The sequence below is a fragment of the Nocardia altamirensis NBRC 108246 genome, assembly GCF_001612685.1.
GTDB lineage: Bacteria > Actinomycetota > Actinomycetes > Mycobacteriales > Mycobacteriaceae > Nocardia > Nocardia altamirensis.
In genome coordinates this window covers 36,525-51,893 of the sequence record NZ_BDAY01000056.1, presented here as the reverse complement: position 1 = coordinate 51,893, position 15,369 = coordinate 36,525, and the positions used below count along the sequence as shown (strand labels likewise).

17 protein-coding genes and 1 pseudogene are annotated in these 15,369 nt (G+C 66.1%); 9 read left to right on the top strand and 9 right to left on the bottom strand.

Annotated features, from left to right (window positions below; all coding sequences use genetic code 11):
- The first annotated feature begins 1 nt into the window (after position 1).
- On the top strand, positions 2 to 1,309 hold the full coding sequence (locus NA11_RS28135) for a sensor histidine kinase (protein WP_069165033.1): 1,308 nt from the start codon (positions 2 to 4) through the stop codon (positions 1,307 to 1,309).
- A 40-nt stretch (positions 1,310 to 1,349) separates the two neighbouring features.
- Here the strand turns inward: NA11_RS28135 and NA11_RS28130 are convergent.
- Positions 1,350 to 1,874: pseudogene (locus tag NA11_RS28130) on the bottom strand (GtrA family protein); the annotation flags it as partial.
- Between the two features lie 68 nt (positions 1,875 to 1,942).
- Between NA11_RS28130 and NA11_RS28125 the strand changes: the two are divergent.
- The gene (locus tag NA11_RS28125) at positions 1,943 to 3,169 is read left to right on the top strand and encodes a 5-(carboxyamino)imidazole ribonucleotide synthase (protein ID WP_069165032.1); all 1,227 of its coding nucleotides are present in this window, start codon (positions 1,943 to 1,945) and stop codon (positions 3,167 to 3,169) included.
- Complete coding sequence (purE, locus tag NA11_RS28120) at positions 3,162 to 3,674, top strand: 5-(carboxyamino)imidazole ribonucleotide mutase (protein ID WP_069165031.1); 513 nt, start codon at positions 3,162 to 3,164, stop codon at positions 3,672 to 3,674. The genes NA11_RS28125 and purE overlap by 8 nt, the downstream gene beginning before the upstream one ends.
- Here purE and NA11_RS28115 read toward each other — a convergent pair whose 3' ends face one another.
- Positions 3,675 to 4,241 carry a PIN domain-containing protein gene (locus NA11_RS28115; protein WP_069165030.1) on the bottom strand — a complete coding sequence of 189 codons (567 nt, stop codon included), beginning with the start codon at positions 4,239 to 4,241 and terminating at the stop codon, positions 3,675 to 3,677.
- 2 nt (positions 4,242 to 4,243) lie between these two features.
- The gene (locus tag NA11_RS28110; protein WP_069165064.1) at positions 4,244 to 4,702 is read right to left on the bottom strand and encodes a helix-turn-helix domain-containing protein; all 459 of its coding nucleotides are present in this window, start codon (positions 4,700 to 4,702) and stop codon (positions 4,244 to 4,246) included.
- 96 nt (positions 4,703 to 4,798) lie between these two features.
- Between NA11_RS28110 and NA11_RS28105 the strand changes: the two genes are divergently transcribed.
- The 3 genes from NA11_RS28105 to NA11_RS28095 all read left to right on the top strand — a co-directional run bounded on the left by NA11_RS28105 (position 4,799) and on the right by NA11_RS28095 (position 7,255).
- On the top strand, positions 4,799 to 5,485 hold the full coding sequence (locus tag NA11_RS28105) for a TetR family transcriptional regulator (protein WP_439957104.1): 687 nt from the start codon (positions 4,799 to 4,801) through the stop codon (positions 5,483 to 5,485).
- Between the two features lie 133 nt (positions 5,486 to 5,618).
- Entirely contained in the window at positions 5,619 to 6,776 is a 1,158-nt protein-coding gene (locus NA11_RS28100; RefSeq protein ID WP_069165028.1) for an acyl-CoA dehydrogenase, read from the top strand.
- Positions 6,777 to 7,021: 245 nt separating this feature from the next.
- Entirely contained in the window at positions 7,022 to 7,255 is a 234-nt protein-coding gene (locus tag NA11_RS28095) for a hypothetical protein (protein WP_069165027.1), read from the top strand.
- A 113-nt stretch (positions 7,256 to 7,368) separates the two neighbouring features.
- Here the strand turns inward: NA11_RS28095 and NA11_RS28090 are convergent, their stop codons facing one another.
- The gene (locus NA11_RS28090) at positions 7,369 to 8,376 is read right to left on the bottom strand and encodes a glycoside hydrolase family 113 protein (protein ID WP_069165026.1); all 1,008 of its coding nucleotides are present in this window, start codon (positions 8,374 to 8,376) and stop codon (positions 7,369 to 7,371) included.
- A gap of 121 nt (positions 8,377 to 8,497) precedes the next feature.
- Between NA11_RS28090 and NA11_RS28085 the strand changes: the two genes are divergently transcribed.
- Positions 8,498 to 9,106: a TetR/AcrR family transcriptional regulator gene (locus tag NA11_RS28085; RefSeq protein ID WP_069165025.1), complete on the top strand. Its 609-nt coding sequence runs from the start codon at positions 8,498 to 8,500 to the stop codon at positions 9,104 to 9,106.
- A gap of 73 nt (positions 9,107 to 9,179) precedes the next feature.
- Here the strand turns inward: NA11_RS28085 and NA11_RS28080 are convergent, their stop codons facing one another.
- The 5 genes from NA11_RS28080 to NA11_RS28060 all read right to left on the bottom strand — a co-directional run bounded on the left by NA11_RS28080 (position 9,180) and on the right by NA11_RS28060 (position 14,259).
- Positions 9,180 to 10,043: an SCO6745 family protein gene (locus tag NA11_RS28080; protein WP_069165024.1), complete on the bottom strand. Its 864-nt coding sequence runs from the start codon at positions 10,041 to 10,043 to the stop codon at positions 9,180 to 9,182.
- Positions 10,044 to 10,052: 9 nt separating this feature from the next.
- Positions 10,053 to 11,630, bottom strand: coding sequence for a flavin-containing monooxygenase (locus tag NA11_RS28075; RefSeq protein WP_069165023.1), 1,578 nt, complete (start codon positions 11,628 to 11,630; stop codon positions 10,053 to 10,055).
- 187 nt (positions 11,631 to 11,817) lie between these two features.
- The gene (locus tag NA11_RS28070; RefSeq protein WP_084655137.1) at positions 11,818 to 12,438 is read right to left on the bottom strand and encodes a TetR/AcrR family transcriptional regulator; all 621 of its coding nucleotides are present in this window, start codon (positions 12,436 to 12,438) and stop codon (positions 11,818 to 11,820) included.
- Positions 12,439 to 12,556: 118 nt separating this feature from the next.
- A complete protein-coding gene (locus tag NA11_RS28065; protein WP_069165021.1) occupies positions 12,557 to 12,844 on the bottom strand; it encodes a GNAT family N-acetyltransferase in 288 nt (95 codons plus the stop codon).
- A 56-nt stretch (positions 12,845 to 12,900) separates the two neighbouring features.
- The gene (locus tag NA11_RS28060) at positions 12,901 to 14,259 is read right to left on the bottom strand and encodes an FAD-binding oxidoreductase (protein ID WP_069165020.1); all 1,359 of its coding nucleotides are present in this window, start codon (positions 14,257 to 14,259) and stop codon (positions 12,901 to 12,903) included.
- Between the two features lie 214 nt (positions 14,260 to 14,473).
- On the opposite strand from NA11_RS28060, the gene NA11_RS28055 reads away from it, so the two are divergent.
- Positions 14,474 to 14,794, top strand: coding sequence for a hypothetical protein (locus NA11_RS28055; protein ID WP_069165019.1), 321 nt, complete (start codon positions 14,474 to 14,476; stop codon positions 14,792 to 14,794).
- Between the two features lie 9 nt (positions 14,795 to 14,803).
- Complete coding sequence (locus NA11_RS28050) at positions 14,804 to 15,355, top strand: GtrA family protein (protein ID WP_174567744.1); 552 nt, start codon at positions 14,804 to 14,806, stop codon at positions 15,353 to 15,355.
- Positions 15,356 to 15,369: the final 14 nt, after the last annotated feature.

The following is a 15,369-nucleotide window of genomic DNA, read 5'->3' as shown; positions in this document are numbered from 1 at the left end:
CGTGCGGCGCAGAATCCTGCGGTCCATGCTCACCGTGCTGACTCTCACCACGGTGGTGCTCGGCGTGCCGCTGACCTACACGGCCTGGCTGTGGGTCGAGGACATCACCCGCGACGATCTACAGGGCAAACTGCAGCGCATCGGCGCCGCGATCCTGGTCCAGGAACAGGGCGACGGCATGGTGCTCGGCGAGCTCGACACCCGAGCGGTGGAGCCGCTGCTACCGCAGGACGGCAAGCTGACCATCGTCTATCCGGCCCCACACGACAACGCCGCCCGGGTGGATATCGGCGCAGACCTGGTGCACGACCCGCTGGTCGAGTCGTACTCCATGGGCACGAGGGGGTCGCTGCGGCTCGAGGTCCCTGCGGCGCCGATGCATGCCAGGCAGCGGCAGGCGGTCGGTGTTGTCGCACTCGCGGTGCTCGCCTCGCTCGGTGCCGCGGTCTCGGTCGCGGTGGTCACCGCCCGTCGGGTCGCCGATCCGTTACGCGATGTGGCGGCGCGGGCCGCCCGGCTGGCGATGGGCGACTTCCGGCCGGATCCGCGCAGGCACGGCATCTCCGAACTCGATCGGGTCTCCGACGTGCTCGATTCGGCCACCGTCGAGATCGCCGGGCGGTTGCAGCGCGAGCATGCGCTGGTTGCCGACGTTTCCCATCAGCTGCGCAGCCGCCTCACCGCCGTGCGGCTGCGGCTCGACGAGCTCTCCGCGCACGCCGACCCCGAGGTGGTGCACGAGGCCGAGGAGGCGATGGCGCAGGTGGATCGGCTCACCGATGCCATCGATGACCTGGTGCGCGCGTCGCGGGACGAAGACGCCGCCGATCTCGATCCGGTGCCGGTGATGGCGGAGCTGCGCGGGGTCGTGGCCGAGTGGGAGCATCCGTTCGCCGAGGCCGGCCGCGAACTTGCCCTGATCGGGGACGAGTCGCTGCTCGCGCCGATCACCGGTTCGCGGCTGCGCGAGGCGGTCGCGGTGCTCGTGGACAACGCGCTCATGCACGGCGGCGGCACCTGCACGGTGTCGGTGCGCACGGTGCGGCCGGGCGTCGATCGGGATCCGCTGGTGTGTGTCGAGGTCGCCGACGAGGGCGACGGGGTGCGTGACGAGCTCGCGCCGCACATCTTCGATCGTGGGTTCTCCGCGGGCGGCTCCACCGGTGTGGGGTTGGCCCTGGCGCGTGCCCTGGTCGAGGCCGATGGCGGCAGGCTGGAACTGCAGCGACGCAGGCCTGCGCTGTTCGCGGTCTTCCTCGGATCGTCGGCGTATCGCACGCAGAATTCGGTGGTGCCTGAGCCGAGGTGAACTCGGCGGCCACGGCGGGCCGATTTCAGCTGCGGCCGAATTCCTCTTCGACCAGATCTTCGAATTCGGCGGCGATTTCGTTCATCTCGTCGGGGAAAACCCAGCGGCGCATCGCCCAGAACCGGAACGCCATTTGCAGCAGGTTGCCGATGATGAAGGCGCTGATGAAGTCCGCGATGTTCTCGACGGTGAAGCTCACATCGGGCTGGCGCAGATCGAAGACATAACTCGAGATCCACAGCGGAATGAAGGCAAGGACAACGCCGACCCCGCTGACTCCGAAGAACAGCAGCGCCTCGTGATGCTTCTCACGGCCACCGCGGTGCCGGAATGACCATTCGCGATTCAGGATGTAGGACGCGATCACCGCGATGACACCCGAAATGATCTTCGCGGTGACCGGCTTCTCGGTCAGCACCGTCCACTTGAGCACGTAGAAGATGCCGCTATCGATCACGAAAGTGGTCGCTCCGACGATGGCGAACTTGATCAGCTCCCGATGCCGGTACGCGATCTTCGCGAGAGGCTTGGGAAGGACGCTCACCACGTCGTCGACGAATGACACGGGGCCGAGTGTACCGGTACAGGCCATTCCCGCCGGACGTGACAATATGGTCCGACGTGAGGGAGCCCATGAACACAGCGGTCACGACGGAGCCGAGCGTGCGCTCCTTCGATCCTTCGAGCATGCCGACCGTCACCATGATCGGTGGCGGCCAGCTCGCGCGCATGACGCACCAGGCGGCGATCGCGCTCGGCCAGCGGCTACGCGTGCTCGCCGAGCATCCCGACGACCCCGCCGCACAGGTCAGTCCCGACGTGGTGCTCGGCAGTCACACCGACCTGACCGCGCTGCGCAAGGCCGCCGTCGGATCGCACGCGCTGACCTTCGATCACGAGCATGTGCCGACCGAGCATCTCGCGGCCCTGGTCTCGGAGGGGGTGAACGTGCAGCCGCCGCCGCAGGCGTTGGTCTTCGCGCAGGACAAGCTGGCGATGCGGGTGAAGCTGGCCGAGCTCGCGCTGCCCGTGCCCGCGTTCGCGCCGGTGACCTCCGTCGACGACGCGCTGCGGTTCGGGGCCGAGCAGAACTGGCAGATCGTGCTCAAGGCGGTGCGCGGCGGGTACGACGGCCGCGGGGTGTGGATGCCCGAGTCGGCCGACGCGGCCGCGGCGATCGTCACCGAGCAGCTCGCGCACGGGGTGCAGTTGCTCGCCGAGGCGAAGGTGCCGTTGCGGCGCGAGTTGTCCGCGATGGTGGCGCGGTCGCCGTTCGGGCAGGCCGCGACGTGGCCGGTGGTGGAGACGGTGCAGCGCAACGGTCAGTGCGCCGTGGTGATCGCGCCCGCACCCGATCTCGACGACGATCTGGCGGCACAGGCCGAGACGCTGGCGTTGAACCTGGCCAAGGAGCTCGGTGTCGTCGGCGCGATGGCGGTGGAGCTGTTCGAGACCAACGACGGCACGCTGCTGGTGAACGAGCTGGCGATGCGCCCGCACAACTCTGGGCACTGGGGCATGGACGGCGCTCGCACCGGACAGTTCGAGCAGCACTTGCGTGCGGTCCTCGACTACCCGCTCGGCGACACCAGCCCGCTGGCCCCGGTCACCGTGATGGCCAACATTCTCGGTGCCGCCGAGGCGCCTGCCATGTCGATGGACGAGCGCCTGCACCATTTGTTCGCGCGGATGCCCGACGCCAAGGTGCACATGTACGGGAAGGGCGAACGCCCCGACCGCAAGATCGGGCACATCAATGTTCTCGGTGACGACGTTGTCGTGGTGCGGGAAAAGGCTGAGCGCGCGGCGTATTGGATGTCGCACGCTATCTGGACGGATGGATGGGATCCCCATGAGTAGCAACGCCCTCGGCCCGCAGGTCGGCCTGATCATGGGCTCCGACTCCGACTGGCCGACCATGGAAGCCGCCGCGGAAGCGTTGGCGGAGTTCGGCATTCGCTTCGAGGTCGGCGTCGTCTCGGCGCACCGCACCCCGCAGCGCATGCTCGATTACGCCCGCGACGCCGCCGACCGCGGCATCCAGGTCATCATCGCCGGCGCGGGCGGCGCCGCGCACCTGCCGGGCATGGTCGCCTCCGCCACCCCCCTCCCGGTGATCGGCGTCCCCGTCCCCCTCAAATACCTCGACGGCATGGACTCCCTCCTGTCCATCGTCCAAATGCCCGCAGGCGTCCCGGTAGCCACTGTCTCCATCGGCGGCGCCCGCAACGCAGGCCTGCTCGCGGTCCGCATCCTCGCCGCCCACAACCCCGACCTCCGCACCCGCATGCAACAGTTCCAAGCAGGCCTGGAAAAAATGGTCCTCGAAAAAGACGAGGCCCTCCGCACCAAACTCCTCGGCTGATCAGCAGTCGAGGCCGCCGGCGCGAAGGGCCGCAACGGCTTCCACGAGGCCCGCACTGTCGAGTGCGTCGAGTACGTCCTCGACGGTTTCCGGCGGATTGGTGTGTGAATCCGCGATCTGCTGGAGGCACGCCCAGACGATCCGGTCATCGAGGTCGATCTGGTCGAGCAGGAAGTCGTCGGGGCTCTTCGCTTCGATATTCCAGGGGCTCAACACATCCGAGGGGAAGTCAGCGAGGTTGGACGTCACGATGACCTGCGCGCCTACGGCAATGGCTGCCGCGAGGACATGCCGGTCGTCAGGGTCCGGCAACTTCAGCCCTTCGATCAGTGGTTCGTAGCCGTCGACCAGGCAATCCGGCACCGCCTCGTTCATCAGTCCGCGCAGCCTGACAAGTTTCTCCTTCGGGATGTCAGGCCGCTTGTCCGCGAGGCTGGAGAGTGCTTCGTCGAGGATCTTGTTGGTCCACTTCGCTTGGACCAAGCCGGCCATGGCGATTCGAATCAGCAAGTCACGTAGGGCATTTCCGTACAGGACATTGGCGTCGTACACCACGACGAAGGCCACGGTCAGATGCCGAGATCTTGACCGAGGCGGGCCAGCTCGTCCGCGGCGGTCTTACTTTTCGCCTGGTTCTGCTGCTGATATCGCTTCAGGTCCTCGTACCTGATTCGCCGGTGGCGGCCGACGAATCGGAACGGAATTTCCGCTGCCTCCAGCAGTCCGACCACATAGGGCCGGGAGACATTCAGCATGTCGGCTGCTTGCTGGGTCGTGAGTTCCGCATGCGACGGGACTACCGACACACCGCGCCCCTCGGCGGCTTGCGCCAGGATGAATGCCAGCAAGCTGACGGCTTCCCGGGGCAAGACGAGGGCGTCCTCGCCGGGGTGTTCACGCGTCACCCGGATGTTCTGCTCCGTGGGGTGCTGCATGAGGTAGTCCTTGATCCGACGCATGGCGCGAGCGGCCACATCGGCATCGATCTTTCCGGGTTCCGTCCGCTTCGCGGCTTGCAACCGTGCCACGGCAACCACCTCCTTATTCGCAGTATACGAAACAAACGAAATAATCGAAAGAGCGCTGCGTTGGCGCGGTGGGATCGGATCCCTCGCTACGGTGGGCTGGTGACTAGTGGTGAGGGGCGGTTGCGGGGTGGGGAGGACAACGCGCAGTTTCGGCTGACCGTGGTGGATCAGGCGTTGCGGTTGTTTGCCGAGCAGGGGTATGAGGCGACGACGGTGGATGAGATCGCGGAGGCGGCGGGGATATCGCGGCGGACGTTCTTTCGGCAGTTCCGGTCGAAAGAGGATGTGATCTTTGCCGATCACGAATCGCAGTTGGCGCAGGCGGCGGAATTCTTGGCTGCGGCGCAGGGGGATCCGTGGGACACGGTGTGCGATGCGGTGGTTCAGGTGTTCGAGCGGTTCACGCAGTGGCGGGCGATCGCGGAGCGGCGGTACCAGGTGGTGCGGCGGGTGCCTGCGCTGCGGGAGCGGGAGATCGTGACGGTGTTTCGGTACGAGCGGTTGTTCACCGATTTTCTGCGGGAGCGACTGCCCGAGGTGCCGGATCTGGCGCGGGTGCAGTACACGGCGGCGGTGACGGCGACGCACAACTATCTGCTGCGACGGATGGTGCGCGGCGAATCGGATGCGGGCGCGGCGGATCTGCGGGTCGAGCTGGCCGCGATACCGCGGGGCGCGGGCCACCGTCCGGCGTCGGACGAGCTGGTGGTCGCGGTGTTTCCGCGCGATACCCCGCCGCGGCAGGTTGCCGAGCTGGTCGCGCGCAAGCTGAGTAGTCTTTGATCAAGGTCGAAGTGCGACCTATCTGACACTGAGTGCCAGGAAGTATCCGCACGTTATCGCAATCGTCTTGCGTATACTTGAGCTGAATGTGGCACTGAGTGCCGACATGTACCGACGACCAGGAGTGCACCCCATGGCGGGAAACCCCGATTTCGACCTGTTCAAGCTCGAGGACTTCCACGACGAACTGCGCGCGGCCATCCGCGGCCTCGCGGAGAAGGAGATCGCGCCGCACGCCAAGGACGTCGACGGCAACTCCCGGTTCCCCGAAGAGGCGCTGACCGCGCTCAACGCCGCGGGCTTCAACGCGGTGCACGTGCCGGAGGCCTACGGCGGCCAGGGCGCCGACTCGGTCGCCACCTGCATCGTGATCGAGGAGGTCGCCCGCGTCTGCGGTTCGTCCTCGCTCATCCCCGCGGTCAACAAGCTCGGCACCATGGGCCTGATCCTCAACGGCTCCGAGGAACTCAAGCAGAAGGTGCTGCCCGACATCGTCAACGGTGAGATGGCCTCCTACGCGCTGTCCGAGCGCGAGGCCGGTTCCGACGCCGCCAGCATGCGCACCCGCGCCAAGCAGGAGGGCGACGACTGGATCCTCAACGGCTCCAAATGTTGGATCACCAACGGCGGCAAGTCTTCCTGGTACACCGTGATGGCGGTGAACGATGCGGACAAGGGCGCCAACGGTATTTCGGCCTTCCTGGTGCACAAGGACGACGAGGGTTTCGTCGTCGGCCCGCTCGAGCACAAGCTGGGTATCAAGGGATCGCCTACGGCGGAACTGTATTTCGAGAACTGCCGGATCCCCGGTGACCGCATCGTCGGCGAGCCGGGCACCGGCTTCAAGACCGCGCTGCAGACCCTCGACCACACTCGCCCGACCATCGGCGCGCAGGCTGTCGGCATCGCGCAGGGCGCCTTGGACGCGGCCATCGCCTACACCAAGGACCGCAAGCAGTTCGGCAAGACCATCGCCAGCTTCCAGAACACCGAGTTCATGCTGGCCGACATGGCGATGAAGATCGAGGCCGCGCGCCTCATGGTCTACACCTCGGCGGCCCGCGCCGAGCGTGGCGAGAAAAACCTCGGCTTCATCTCGGCGGCCGCCAAGTGCTTCGCCTCCGATGTCGCCATGGAGGTCACCACCAACGCCGTCCAGCTCTTCGGCGGCGCAGGCTACACCACCGACTTCCCGGTCGAGCGCATGATGCGCGACGCCAAGATTACCCAAATCTACGAGGGCACCAACCAGATCCAGCGCGTCGTCATGTCCCGCGCCCTGCTGCGCTGACCTCTATCGACGAGATGCCCACCGGCTCAACAGACCCGGTGGGCATTCGTCGTTCTGCGAGGGACTGGTACGCCCGGTCGATCCGCTCGTGCTGCTGTCCCCACTGGCCGAACCGAATCTGCCTTCAGAGCAGAAGGTCGGTCAAACGGACGACAACGGCGGACCCCGACTCTCGATATCGTCGGTTCAAGGCAAACGCTGATTGCCGAACTATCGAGCCGGACATGAAGAGTCGAGGTAGCGACGTGCAGAGTGACGAGTTCATGGCGATGGTTCGGGCCTATCTGAACCACGCGGCCCGCAACGGTAGTGCATCACCCGATGACGTGGTGGCCGGCGCCAAAGGGGTAATCCTTCGCGGGGGAGATCCGATCCGACTCACGTTCCAACTCGACGAATACGCAAGCAGCCTGGGGCAGATAGATACGATCAAGGACCTCCGCCGACGCATTGGCGCGGTGTGGAACGACCTGGACTGACCCGGTGGCGTTGTCCAGCGCCCTGCTGCGCTGACCTCTTGTCGACGAGATGCCCACCGGCTCAACAGATCCGGTGGGCATTCGTCGTTGGGTCGGCAGCGAAGGGCATCCTGCTAGGCGTAGTGGGCGGCGACGGCGGCGAAGGCGGGCTTGGGTTCCCATGACAGGCCGGTGTCGCGGTCTGCGAAGACTTTGACGATGCCGTAGCTGGCAAGGTCGAGGTCGTCCTCGGGGGCGGCGTCGGGGCGGTGCACGTAGTCGTAGAGCGCGAACGTGAAGACGAATGTGCTGTCGATGTTTTCGGTGTCGAAGAGCTCGAGCAGCTCGCGTAGGTAGCTGGCCTGTCCGGCTTCGTCGCGAACGTAGTTGTCGTTCAACCGCAGTGGTGCACCGGTGACCTTGTCGTACTCGACGACCTCCAGGCCACGTGCGCCGCGGTCGCCTGCGCCGAGATAGCCGGCGGCGCCGAACTCGGTGATCGCGACCGGCTTTCCCTGTGCGACGAGCGTGCGCACGCCTTCGGCGAAACGATCGGCGACCTCGGCCGATCGGTAGAGATCCATGGAAACGATGTCGAAGAGCGTCCAGTCGATCTGTTCGAAAGGTATTGCGGCGTAGGTCATTTTGCCGCCGAAGCGTTCGCGGACCACGGCTGCGGCACTGCGGAGGAATTCGTTGACCCGTGCGCTCGCCTCGCCGAGGTGCTCGCGTAGTCGCTCCGGTCGACTGAGCAACTCCATTCGTTCGTCGTGGCTGTCGCCCGGCAGGAAGCCGTTGTTCATCAGGCTCAACTCGGCCCCGGTGACGAACACGACCTCCGCGCCCTGCCGCCGAACGCGTTCCGCGCGCTCGGCGCAGTCGGCGAACAGCGACAGCATTTCGTCGGTAGACAGGCCAAGCGGATACGGCGAGAACCAGACCTCCAGGCCGAGGGCGGCCGCGCACGTGGCCGCGAGTTCCAGCCGATCCGGATCGCCGCCGATCACGCGAACGGCGGTGCAATGCAGTTCGTCGCGGATGACGCGTAGTTCGTGCTCGACCAGCTTGGGGTCGAAGTTCGTGCGTGAGAGCCTTCCGTTGTGCAGAAAGCCGGTGTCGTAGCTGATGCCTTTTGCGCGCATGGTTCCACCTTTGCTCGATTTAAGGTACTGGACGTACCTTAAATCAAGGACAAGCTTGGTAGAAGCCCCTCGGGTTAGGGTACTTTCGACCACATCAGACGTAGTGGCAAGGAGGATTTGGATGGAACAGTCCGGCGACACCCGGACACGGCGGCGCGGCACCGCCTTGGCGGAGGCCATCCTGCACGCCGCCGCCGCGGAGCTCACCGAATCCGGATACGCCGCGCTGACCATGGACAAGGTCGCTGCCCGCGCGGGCACCAACAAGAACGCCATTTACCGCCGCTGGCCGAACCGTCTCGCCCTCGGCGTTGCCGCATATCGGCAACTGGCCACGACTGTCCAACCTCCCGACACCGGCGCCCTCCGCGACGACGTCCTGGAGTTGCTGCGGCGCGCGAACCGCCACTGGAGTTCGCCGCACGGCGCGATCCTGCGTGACCTGCTCGCGGCCGCAGGTAACGCCGCCGACCTGCTCGCGCAACTGCCGGAACAATCCACCGACACCATGACGGCCCAATGGCTGACCCTGCTCGGTCGCGCCGTTGCCCGCGGTGAAGCCGCCCCCGAAGCCCTGCACCCGCGGGTCGCCACTGTCGCAATCGACTTGTTGCGCAACGAATTCGTCCTCCGCGGCGTCCCCATCGCGCCCGACGACGTCCTCATCGAGATTGTCGACGAGGTCTACTTGCCTCTGGTGCGGCAACGTGGCGCAGCAGCACGAGGGTGACGGACTTGGGGTGCCGCTAGCCCGCCGCCCGGCAATCGCGGCGCTGGATGCGTTGGTGAAGTAGCAACGCGCGTCAGCTTTTTGAGCCCGCGGTAAAGGTGTTGGCAGGGAGTGCACCTGCCGCAAGAAGTGTCGCGGAGAGGGTTTTGCCGATCTCGGTGAGCCGGTGCGTGCGTTCGTCGCCGAGGACGGCCCAAGGGGCAAGACCCATCAGGTTGGTTTCGGTTTCCAGTTCGGTGCGCAGCTTGGTGCCTGCGTCGGTGAGTGCACCGTCTTCGGTGAGCAGACCGCGCTCGCGCAGGGCGTTCTCGGTGTCGGCCCACTGCTCCGGGCTCCAGCCGCGGGTCAGCTGGGCGGCGGCTGGCGTGAAGCCGCGACCGCTCGCGGTGTGGGTGACAAGGGCTTCGGGACCGCTGAGGTCGGCGGCAAGCAGGGCCGCGATGTGGCCGTCACCGCGATACTCGCGGAGCAGGGTGATTGCGTGCCACAGCACGAGCAGCGGTTCGGTCGGCCAGTCGAGGTCGGCGTGCGCGGCGTAGAGCGGCCTGCCCTCGACGGTGCAGCCCATGGCTGCCGTGCGGGCCAGCTCGGCGGCCTCGGCGATCACCGCGGAGGTGGCCAGCTCGTCGCCGAGTAGGCGGCGCAGCGCCGCGTCTACGGACGCAAACCGGGCCTCGACTACTGCTTCGGGAGTGGCGAGGGTCCATGCCCTCGGAATGTGACGGGCGACGAGCTCGGGGTTGAAGTTGAAGAAGGTGGCGGCAACGACGCCGGGGCCCACCGCGCCCATCGGGGCAGCGCGGCCGGCGAAATAGCACATCCGGCCTGGTCGCAGACCTGCTTCGGTGAGGTGCTGCTCCGTTTCGGGGGCGAAATACGTCATCGAGTGGATGAGGTCCGTTGCTCGCGCACACCGACCGGCGCTGGTGGTATCCATGCCTCGACCCTAATGCTGTCTACGCCACAGCGGGAGGGGTAAATGGGACATTTCTAGGGAAATGTATCGACGGTGGTTCGCACTGTCCTCGTGGTAGGCGTCGGTCCGATATCGGTAGTGGTTCAGATCGAAATGCCGACTACGCCAATATGTTTCGAGATAGGTGGCGGGCCGGATCGCGGTGGCGTCGCCGTGTGCGTCGAAGAAGTAGCTGTTGGCGCTGCCGCAGGTGGCGGGAGTAAGGGGAGTGTCGGCCATGCGGGCGCGGATGTCGCGGAAGAAGGCGTCGTGCGGTTCCTGGCGGATTTCGACGTGGGTCGCGCCGCGGGTGCGTGCCTCCTGGATCACCCGAATCGCGTGCTGGGTCGAGGTTTCGATCATCGGCATCCACGAGCCCGTGGTCAGCGAGTAGGGGCCGAGGATGAGGAAAGCGTTGGGCAGCTTGGGAACCGACACGCTCTCGTAGGCCTGCTTGCGCTGTTCGGCCCAGAATACGCGCAGGTCGAGACCGTCGCGGCCGTGCACGGGGATCGGCGGTGCGTTGTCCGGCTCGGCGAACAGGAACCCGGTGGCCAGCACGAGCACATCGGCCTCGCGATGCACGCCGTCCCTGGTGCGGATGCCGGTCGCGGTGATGCGTTCGATGCCCTCGGTCACCAGCTCGGTGTTGGTGCGATTGAAGGTGGGCAGGTAGGTGTTCGAGAGGCCGGGAACCTTGCAGCCCAGTCGATATCGCGGAGTCAGTCGATCACGGGTCACCGGATCAGTGACTTGGGATCGCAGGTGTGACTTGGCCAGCGATTCACCCATGCGCACGATGAACGGCAATTGCCGATACCGGAGGACGCCGAGGAACATCACGGTGTCGAGCACCGCGCTGACCGCCAGCCGAATCGCGCGGTGCACGATCGGCCATCGGCGAAACAGTGCATGTGCCTGCCGCAGTGAGTGATTGGGGCGCGGCAGGATCCAGATTGCCCTGCGCTGATACACGTCGAGCTTGTCGACGAGCGGTGCGATCGACGGGATGATCTGAATGGCGCTGTCGCCGGTGCCGATCACCGCGACGCGTTTGCCCGCGATCTCGCACGCATGGTCCCAGCGTGCGGTATGCATTGCCGTGCCGGTGAATTCGTCAAGCCCGGGGATATCGGGCAGTTTCGGTTGGGTGAACACGCCGAATGCGGCGATGACGAATCGCGCAGTACACACCGTCGATCCGAGTTCGCACCGCCACAGATGTGCTTCCTCATCCCAGATGGGTTGGGTCACCTCGGTATTCAGCCGGAGGTGCGCCCGAAGTCGGTACTTTTCGACGAGGCCGTCGATGTACGCCTTGACCTCGGCCCCGCTCGGAAACACGCTGGTCCATTCGGGATTGAGCTCGAACGGGTACTGGTACGAGAACGAGGGCGCGTCTACCGCGACGCCGGGATAGGTGTTGTCCCGCCAGGTTCCGCCGACATCGCCGCCGCGTTCGAGGATCACGAAGTCCTTGATGCCTGCTCGCGTCAGCTTCATGGCCGCGCCGAGTCCGGACAGCCCTGCGCCGATGATAACGATCTCGTGGTCTGGCTTGTCTGCCATGGTGAATCCCCCCGGTGTTACCAGCTCCCGGCGGTAGATCGGCGCCGGAGTCGACTTTTATGAACCATCGACCAGGTAAGTATGTGCCGCTCGAGCGGGCGGTGAACAGATCTGCGCTACTTTTATGGTCCGCCGTTCATGAAGGTGCTGGCCAGCAACTTTCGACCAGATGCCGGGCAGCCGTTCCTCAGCGTGTCGGCCGCAGCGACGCGCCGAGCGTATTGATCATGAAGTCCACCAACGCCGTTCGCCGCGGCGCGCTCATCGGCTCCCGCAACTCGTGCTGCAACACCCCGAGCGGCAACCCGACCATCGCGATCGCCGCGAATTCCGGATCGATATCCCGATGCACCACGCCGGTGCGAACGGCTTCCTCGAACGTGCTCACCATCGAAAGCTCTAGCGCACTGAGCATCCCGAAAACCCGCGCGCTGATCTCCTGATCGATCAGCCCGTCCCGCGCGAAAATCGTGGTCATACCCGGATTTTCGTCGAACAACGCGAACATCCGTTCGGTGATCGCCCGCAACCGCCGCTCGGCGTCCGCCCACGACGTCATCGGCGTCGACCCCACCACGTCGACCACCGTGTCGAGCAGCCTGGCGAAGACGTCGTCGAAGACCGCGTCCAGCATCGCGCGCTTGCTCTCGAAATAGATGTAGAACGTCCCGCGGCCGAGTCCGGCCCGCTTGGTGATCTCGGTGATGCCTGCGGCGTGGTAGCCCACCTCACCGAACACCTGATAGGCGGCCGCCACCAGCGCCGCCCGCCGCCGCACGGCGAGCTCGGGATCCACCGGCCGACCCATCGGTCGCCCTGAACCACTTCGCGACCGCGTCACACTGCAAACCTAGACGAGAGGCGCGTCCCGCCGGGAGCTCGTCGGGTACCTGCCCTCAGTGCCGCTGCTGCGGGCCGGGGAGCTCCTAGGTGGCGAGCAGGTCCGCATACTCGCGGTGCTCGGCGATGTACTTCTCGACGTACCAGCAGGTCGGGATCACGGCGTAGCCTGCGTCGCGCGAATCCTGCAGCGCGTATTCGACGACCTGCGCAGCCACCCCGCGCCCACGGAACTCGGGGAACGTCATCGTGTGATGGAAGTCGCGGACCTTGGGATCGTCCCGTTCCGCGTAGTCGGCATAGCCGGCGAGGGTGTCGTCGAGATAGATCTCGAAACGAGTGTCGACGACGTTGTGCTCGAGTCTGGTGGTCATGATCTGGTGAAACTCCTTCGCGGCAGTGAATGTTCCTGGGGACGGCGGCCTGCGGGTCAGAGCACCGCACCCGGATTGAGAATGCCGTGCGGGTCGAGCGCGTCCTTGATGCGGTGGGTCAACGCCATGACGTCGGGCCCGAGCTGGTCGGGCAGCCACGCCTTCTTGAGCCGCCCGACGCCGTGCTCGCCGGTGATGGTGCCGCCGAGTGCGATGGCAAGATCCATGATCTCGCCGAACGCTTGGTGCGCCCGTTCGGTCATGGCCGCGTCGGCCGGATCGTGCACGATCAGCGGATGGGTGTTGCCGTCGCCCGCGTGCGCGATCACCGAAACGGTCACCTGATTGTGCTCGGCGATCGCCGCGACGCCGGTGACCAGGTCGCCGAGCCGGGGCAGCGGGACACCGACGTCCTCGAGCAGCAACGAGCCGAGCTTCTCCACCGCCGGAATCGCGAAACGTCGTGCGGCGGCGAAGGCTTCACCCTCCTCGGCGTCCGCGGTCTGGAAAACCTCTGTCGCACCGGCCTTCTCACAGGCCGCGACCATGATCGCGGCCTCGCGCCCGGCGAACTCGCCAGGCGCGTCCGACCGCGCGACCAGCAGCGCCGCGGCCTTGCGGTCCAGTCCCATCCGCAGCTCGTCCTCGACCGCGTTGATCGACACCGAATCCATGAATTCGAGCATGGACGGCCGCAATTCGCCGGTGATGGCGAGGATCGCGGCGGTGGCGTCGGTCAGCGACGCGAAGGTCGCGACGACGGTGTGCTGCGGCGGCTGTGCGGGCAGCAGGCGCAGGGTGAGCTCGGTGATCACGCCCAAAGTGCCTTCGCTGCCGACGAAAAGCTTGGTCAGCGACAGCCCGGCCGAATCCTTGAGTCGTGGTCCGCCGAGCCGGACCACGGTGCCGTCGGCGAGCACCACCTCCATGCCGAGCACGTAATCGGTTGTCACGCCGTACTTCACGCAGCACAGCCCGCCCGCATTGGTTGCGGCGTTGCCGCCGATCGAGCAGATCTCGAACGACGAGGGGTCCGGCGGATACCACAGGCCGTGTTCCGCGACCGCCTTCTTGACCTCCGCGTTCAGCAAGCCGGGCTGCGCGACCGCGGTCCGGGTGACCGGGTCGACAGTGATCGCGCGCATCCGCTCGGTGCACAGCACCAGCCCGCCGTCGACGGCGGTGGCGCCGCCGGACAGCCCGGACCCTGCACCGCGCGGCACCACGGGAATCCGCCTGTCGTGCGCCCACTTCAGCGTGCGTGCGACGTCATCGGTGCTGGTGGCGCGCACGACAGCGAGCGGAGTGCCTGCGTCGGGATCCCGCGCCCAGTCCTGCCGGTAGCTCGCGAGCAGGTCGGGGTCGGTCACCACCGCCCCGTCGGATAGTCCGTCGATCAGGTCATGGAAGTCCACAGCTCGCCCACCTCTCCGAGTTTCAGGCCAGACCAGGCACTGGGACAGTGGTGCTGGCCGAAATCAGTCGTCAGAGTCTAACTTTCCCTGGTGATCACGATGTGAGGTCGCCTGCCACAGTGGTGCTCATGGCCGTTCGAGGCAAGAATGCCGGGAGGGGCGTGCGCATCGCGCACAGGGTGGCAACGCAACACAACTCGGAGGGATTGATCGGATGCAGGACGAACCGCGAGGTCGCCGGGAGCTCGTTTCCGCGATGTTCTCCAGCGAATTCGTCGAGGGTGGCATCGATCTCGAAGCGCTGCGTCGCGTGCACCGCGGCGAGCACGACGAATGGCGCACCGCGCTGGACCGGTCCGGAGTCTTCGGCAAGGAAGTACTCGCCGAACTCACCGACCAGTGGCGTCGTGACCCGAGTCAGCTGCTCGACGCCCTGCTCGCGGACGCCGACGACGTGACAAGGCGGCGCTGTCTGACCGCGTGGGCCGAACTCGACAACGGCGCCGCAGGAAGCTCTGCGGCTCAGATCAGCTGAACTGCTGGTTTGCCGACTGATCATCTGACGGACACCTACCGCTGGCAGGCTGGCGGCGTGCACGAGCTGGCGAGGACCACCGACACCATCGCGGACCGGTTCACCCGATGGTGCGAGGCCGTGATCGCCCGCCTGCCGTGGGGATTGAGTCGTCTTGTTCCGCCGACCTTCCTCGGCTTCGCGCTGATCAACAGCTTCACGTTCGGCGTCGACCTGCTGCTGCTCACCATGTTCCACGGGCTGTTCGGGCTGCCGGTGTGGCTCTCGGTCACCATCGCCTACGTGTGCGCGTTCGGCTTGAGTTTCGTGCTCAACCGCACCTTCAACTTCCACTCGCACGCGCCGGTCGGTAAGCAGGCCGTCATCTACGCGGTGGTCGTCGCGATCAACTACGTCGCGTTCATTCTCGGTGTCGGCAGCGGCCTCGCCGCGCTCGGTCTCCAGTACCACGTGTCCCGGCTGCTGGCGGGTGCGTGCGAAGCTGTCTACATGTACAGCGCGATGCGCTGGGTCGTGTTCCGCGGCGCCGTGACGAAGGAACTTGCACCTCACACGACATGAGCTCCTTGCGTCAC